Below are 5,782 nucleotides of genomic sequence, written 5' to 3'. Positions count from 1 at the left end.
TGAGGATGACAAGGACCGGGAGCGAATCCTCTCGGATCTCAAGCATTGTTTCGATGAGCGCTTCAAGCAGTGGAGTGCTTTTCATCCGGAAAAGTGGCACGAATACTTTCCGACTAAAGACAGTGGTAATCAGCCGCTAATCAGACCATACGGTAGTCCATGCCCGCCGACTTGGATCAATCGTACTTGGGAAACCCCAAATTCCCTCAGAGGGGTTGATACAGAATGTAGCCCGCACATACCAGCAGCTGAAATTGATTAGATTGCTATGAGACTTAATAAAATTAGACGCTCACAGCTCGTGGCACCATTCGGCCCGGGCGCTCTACACATACTCGAAGGTGGTGTTTCGGTGGTTACTGGCGGTTTGGATGGTTGGTTTAAGGACCGTAGTGGCAATGCAGCCGATCCATCCGAGCTTGCGAAGGGAGTTCTTGTGGTGAGAGAGCCCCGTTTGGAGGGACCTTTGAATGTCTCCCATTTCAGGCTCGCTCCCGGACCCGAAAACCGGGCCGGAGAGGATGACCCTGAACTTATTACACCTGTCTACCGGTTCCCTACATGGTTCGTATGTCCGCGTTGCTATCGGATGAAACAGTCGAAACTAACCCAGAGCGGTCACCTTACCTGTGGCAACCCTGAGTGCAGAAATCTCCGTCTAACCCAAGTGAGATTTGCTGCTGTTTGCGATCATGGCCATTTGCAGGACTTTCCGTGGCTCGAATGGGTTCATGCAAGAGTTGGCTCGTTCGAGGGCTGCGCCAACTCTCTAATCTATGAGGCTGAGGGCTCAGGATCCCTCGAATCCATCAAGATATACTGCGAAAAGTGTGACAAGAGGCGATCCTTACGAGGGGTTATGGGAGGAGACTTCGAGTCTACCAAGAATAGCCCGAATGGCTGGAGTGGCCTGAGCAGGTATCTCATATCAAATGGAGACGGCGACAATGGCGTTCAGGGCACAGCTGATTTCCTATGCCAAGGAAAGAAATCTTGGCAGGGAGATGCCCCCAGTGACAACTGTACACGGCCCTTACGAGCCGTTCTAATCAATGCAACCAATGTTCATTACGCCGACATCAGGAGTGCTATTCATATTCCACCAAAATACAGACCGTCTGCCGAGCAGCTTGCGGTTCTCTTGGATCAGCCTGGCTATAGGCAACTCATTGCCATGTGTAGACAGGCCTTTGATGACATCCCGGATATTGTTCGGAAGCTGCGGAAAAGAGATAGCACTGTCGGAGAGCCGCAGCTGGCTGACTACGGCGATGATGACATTCTGAGAGTTCTTCAAGGACACGATGAAGCTCCGCCAACCGGTGGAGATGAGGCTAAAATTGATGAGGGCTCAAGAGCAGCGCAAGAGGACAAAATCAGAAGGGATGAGTTTGAAGCCTTTCTCGGTCAGACTGATCGCGAGAGCCGGCTCGTATTAAGGCAAGTCCCATTGACTGGCATCCCAGATCGTTTGGATGGGTTTGTTGAGCGAATCGTGGCGGTTGAAAAGCTCAGGGAGACTAGGGTGTTTGCCGGCTTTTCACGCTTACTTGGATCCCGCCCAGATGGTGCACCATCGCCGGCTCACATGCTGTGGCAGAATGCTCCCTCTGACATATCGAATCGATGGCTCCCAGCTGCTGTCGTTCATGGGGAGGGAATTTTTATTAAGTTCAACGAGGATAAAATCAGCAAGTGGGAGTCTCGACAGGAAGTGGTAGAGCATCTGAATGTATTGCAGGAGAATCACGATTCTTGCGCCCTCCGTTACAACTGGGACCCCATGGAAATTGCTCCACGATTCGTTCTGCTCCACACACTAGCGCACCTCCTTATCAATCGTCTGGTTTATGAGTGCGGATATGGATCCGCTTCTCTCCGAGAGCGTCTGTATGTGTCTGCTGATGCTGAAAGACCAATGGCAGGGATTCTCATATACACCGCTGCTGGCGACTCTGAGGGCACATTAGGAGGATTGGTGCGCCTCGCAGAGGCGGAGGCTCTTGGGCGCATTATAATCAATGCCTTGGAGGATGCCCAGTGGTGCTCAGCTGATCCCGTTTGTGCAGAGGCCGCGAAAGCTCGAGGACAGGGGCCAGACTCCCTGAACCTTGCAGCCTGCCACAGCTGCGGGCTGCTCCCGGAGACCAGTTGTGAACACTTCAATAAGTATCTCGATCGGACGGTCGTGCTGGACGGGGCTCCGCCGTCGATATTTGGTGGGCCCCAACCATTATAGTAGGCAATCTCCGTACCGTCGTGGCTAGGACTAATACTGTAAGCTCCTTCAAATTTGCTCATTCTTTTCCCCAATAAATTTCTACCTAGATGGAGAGGTCTTTGTAGCTAAGCTCCCGAGGTGCAAATGACTATTCATGATCGGATACCGATTATAGACCTCTTCGCCGGCCCGGGTGGTCTTGGGGAAGGATTTTCCCGCTATCCCTTCGGGGAAGGCGATCCGCTTTTCAGAATAGCACTCTCCATCGAAAAGGAAGAGAACGCACATCGCACTCTCACTCTGCGTGCTTTTTTTCGACAGTTTGCCCCGGGTGATGTTCCTGAGGCGTATTACGACTATCTCAAGGGCCTGATCACTCGTGAGGAACTTTTCGACTATGATGACGTATGCCGCGAGGCCGCCAAGCATGCCCTTGATGAGGCTCACTGTATAGAACTCGGTGATGCCAATTCCGCTAAGCCGGATAAGGCTAAGAGGAATCGGGTCAGGAGAATGATCAAGGACCGTATTGCAGGAAAAAAGAATTGGGTCCTCATCGGTGGGCCGCCCTGCCAAGCATACTCCCTTGCAGGGCGCTCAAGGATGCTAGGGGTTGTGAGAAAAGACGGGGAGAGTGATAGCGCCTATGCCAAGCGCTGTGGCGCCGTCAGAAACGATTTTGAAAAGGATCACCGGCACTTCCTGTACAGGGAGTATCTCTCAATTATAGCCGACCATTGGCCCCCTGTCTTTGTTATGGAAAACGTCAAGGGGTTGCTCTCTGCCAAGGTTGATGGCGTTCCTGTATTTCCCAAGATCCGCGAGGATCTTACCGATCCCAAAAAAGCACTGGGCAAGAGGGGCAAGGGTCACAGCTATCGCATCTGCTCGCTTGCTGTGAGCGGACTCATCCCGGGCGAAGGTCTGGAGGGGAGGGATTTCCTGCTTAGAGCGGAAGACCACGGTGTGCCGCAGAACCGCCACCGGGTGATCCTACTTGGCATCAGGGATGATCTTGATCCCACAGCCGCATCCACCCTAGAAAGGAGCCAGAGCCCTTGCCTTAGGGAAGTCTTCAACGGCCTGCCCTCGCTGGTGCCCGGAGTATCCAAGCCCAAGAACAAAGACCTGTTTGAGGTGGCCCGCGAAATCTTGAAAAGCCCTTGGATGAGGGACCTTAAGAAGGGCAATGGTGCTGGCAGCCCGGACTGTTCCAAGAAGATGCACAGATTGATCGCAGAGGCCATGAAGCAGCTCCTTGCCGGCGATTTCGGCACGGGTGGCGAATACATTCGCAAAACGCGCATGAGGAGTGTGCCCGGTGAATTGGGTAACTGGTTGCAGGACCCGAGACTGGGCGGTGTGTGTAACCATTCCACAAGAAATCACATGGATTCGGACCTGCACCGCTATGTGTTTTGCTCTGTATTTGCCTCGGTGCACGGCAGATCCCCCAAGCTCGCAGATTTTCCGGATGTACTCCTCCCCGACCACAGCAATGCGAAGGTAGGTGGAAAGTTGGACAAATTCGCGGACCGATTCCGTGTCCAGATGCAGGGAGCCTTAGCAACGACGATCACCTGCCACATTTCAAAGGATGGCCATTACTTCATTCATCCTGATCCTTCGCAGATCAGGAGCCTCACCGTAAGGGAAGCGGCAAGGATCCAGACCTTTCCCGATAATTACTTCTTCGAGGGCGGGCGCACAGCCCAATACCACCAAGTAGGTAATGCTGTGCCTCCATACATGGCTCATCAGATTGCTGGTGTTGTTGCCCGTATTCTAAGCGTTGAATAATATTTGGGTTTAGCAATATACATTCTTCATTCTATGCGAATTGCTACATGGAACTTGGAACGGGCTGATCCAGAGGATGAGGAGCAAAATGCAGCACGCCTCGAGAAGATTCGGGAAATTAATGCGGATATCTGGATTTTGACGGAGACCCACGAGTGCATTGACCTCTCAGGCTCACATCACGGAGCTGCGACAGCCCCTTCGCCTCGCAAACCAAGAGAGGGTGAAGCCTGCGCGGCGGTTTGGAGTCGTTGGCCGATATTGAATCAGGTTCAGACAGCTGACAGCACTGAGGCGGTTTGTGTGGAAATCGATCATCCCGATAGGCCGCTATTGGTCTACGGCTCAATCATTGCTTACCACGGGTATAAAGGGCCTGATGGCAACTCACCTCAGTGGGAGCAGCACTACCGCTACATCCAATGGCATGGCGAGGACTGGAAGCGGCTAAGAAAAGATTACCCGAATCACAAACTCATCGCGGGAGGCGACTACAATCAGAACCGTGACGGGGCCAAATGGTATGGAACAAACAAGGGCCGGGATATGCTTTCCGAGGCTTTGGAGTCGGCCGATTTGGTATGCGTTACCGAGGAAGATCTCGTGAAGTCTGGCAAGCTCAAGAAACGTCACTCGGTAGACCACATCTGTTTGGATAAGGTGCTTTCCGAGAGCGTATCAGCAGTCCTTGCGTGGGAGAATGAGAGCGAAGATGGAGTTCGCTACTCAGATCACAATGGATTACTAGTAGAGCTGGCTTGATTTCGGATTTAGAAGTTCCAGTATTCCAGTTATGCGCCGTGCCCCGACGAAAAAACAAAGAGAAGAGATTCGTAAGAAGACCGGTGGGCTTTGTCATATTTGTGGGGGAAGGCTTGGTCCGAATTGGAGCGCCGATCATGTCAAGCCCGTGGCATCAGGAGGGCACAACGGAGTGGATAACTTCCTTCCAGCCTGTGGTCCCTGCAACCGCCTCAAGTGGCACCGCACACCTAAAATGATTAAAGAGATCATGCAGCTTGGTACTTATTGTCGAAAAGAAATAGCAAACGACACGCCTCTTGGTCGGGAAATAAAGAAGATGTTTCGAAAGAAAGAGAGTGCTAAAAAGCTTCGAAGAAAATCTTAGCCATTTAATACAACATGCTCCGCTATCTTTGCCCATTCCTCCTAGTCTGCCTCGTCTCCTGCAACAAGGAGGTGAAAGCCCCGGCTCCTGAGCAGGCGGCTGCAGCGGAGTCAGCACAAGTGGTGGCGCAATCCGAAGAAGCCCCGAAGGCTGACACGAACGAAGGCCCTTGTGTGGCGGAGCTCTACACCAAGGTCGAGCCGCATCGCGACGGCATTGGCAAGGTGTTCATGGGTCGGGAGATTTCCCAGATCATGGGGCATCAGGCGGCGGGGTGGTTGGAGCGGCCGGAGCGGGAGCGGGAGGAGCGGACGGATGTTGCGATCAAGGCTTTGAAGCTGAAGCCCGGTGAGGTGGTGGCGGACATTGGCTGTGGCACGGGCTATTACGCGTCGCGGATGGCGAAGGAAGTGGGGCCAGAAGGCACGGTGATCGGCGTGGAGATCCAGCAGGAGATGCTGGATCTGCTGGCGAAGAACATGAAGCAGGTCGGCGTGGAGAATGTGAAGGGCCACATGGGTGAGCCGGATGATCCGAAGCTACCCGATGAGAGCTGCGACATGATCATCATGGTGGACGTCTACCATGAGTTTGAATTTCCCTACGAGATGACGCGCCACATGATTGAGGCG

At 53.1% G+C, this 5,782-nt stretch carries 6 protein-coding genes; all 6 read left to right on the top strand.

Annotated features, from left to right (window positions below):
* Positions 1-262, top strand: a 262-nt coding sequence (locus V6D20_15145; GenBank protein HEY9817116.1) for a hypothetical protein, incomplete at its 5' end; no start/stop codon positions are given.
* Between the two features lie 438 nt (positions 263-700).
* The gene (locus V6D20_15140) at positions 701-2,239 is read left to right on the top strand and encodes a DUF1998 domain-containing protein (GenBank protein HEY9817115.1); all 1,539 of its coding nucleotides are present in this window, start codon (positions 701-703) and stop codon (positions 2,237-2,239) included.
* A gap of 126 nt (positions 2,240-2,365) precedes the next feature.
* Positions 2,366-4,021 (top strand): DNA cytosine methyltransferase, encoded by a 1,656-nt coding sequence (locus tag V6D20_15135; protein HEY9817114.1) that lies wholly within the window; start codon positions 2,366-2,368, stop codon positions 4,019-4,021.
* 33 nt (positions 4,022-4,054) lie between these two features.
* A complete protein-coding gene (locus V6D20_15130) occupies positions 4,055-4,783 on the top strand; it encodes an endonuclease/exonuclease/phosphatase family protein (protein HEY9817113.1) in 729 nt (242 codons plus the stop codon).
* Between the two features lie 31 nt (positions 4,784-4,814).
* The gene (locus tag V6D20_15125) at positions 4,815-5,150 is read left to right on the top strand and encodes an HNH endonuclease (protein HEY9817112.1); all 336 of its coding nucleotides are present in this window, start codon (positions 4,815-4,817) and stop codon (positions 5,148-5,150) included.
* A gap of 71 nt (positions 5,151-5,221) precedes the next feature.
* Positions 5,222-5,782: class I SAM-dependent methyltransferase (locus V6D20_15120; GenBank protein ID HEY9817111.1), on the top strand; the 561-nt coding region annotated here is incomplete at its 3' end.

This window comes from Candidatus Obscuribacterales bacterium (assembly GCA_036703605.1).
Lineage (GTDB): Bacteria > Cyanobacteriota > Cyanobacteriia > RECH01 > RECH01 > RECH01.
Note: the sequence above shows the minus strand (reverse complement) of the source record. Positions and strands in the feature narration are given on the sequence as shown.

Bases quoted from the DNA above. Each gene is read 5' to 3' on its own strand.
- V6D20_15130 (HEY9817113.1), top strand. From the start codon at position 4,055: ATGCGAATTGCTACATGGAACTTGGAACGGGCTGATCCAGAGGATGAG.
- V6D20_15125 (HEY9817112.1), top strand. From the start codon at position 4,815: ATGCGCCGTGCCCCGACGAAAAAACAAAGAGAAGAGATTCGTAAGAAG.
- V6D20_15135 (HEY9817114.1), top strand. From the start codon at position 2,366: ATGACTATTCATGATCGGATACCGATTATAGACCTCTTCGCCGGCCCG.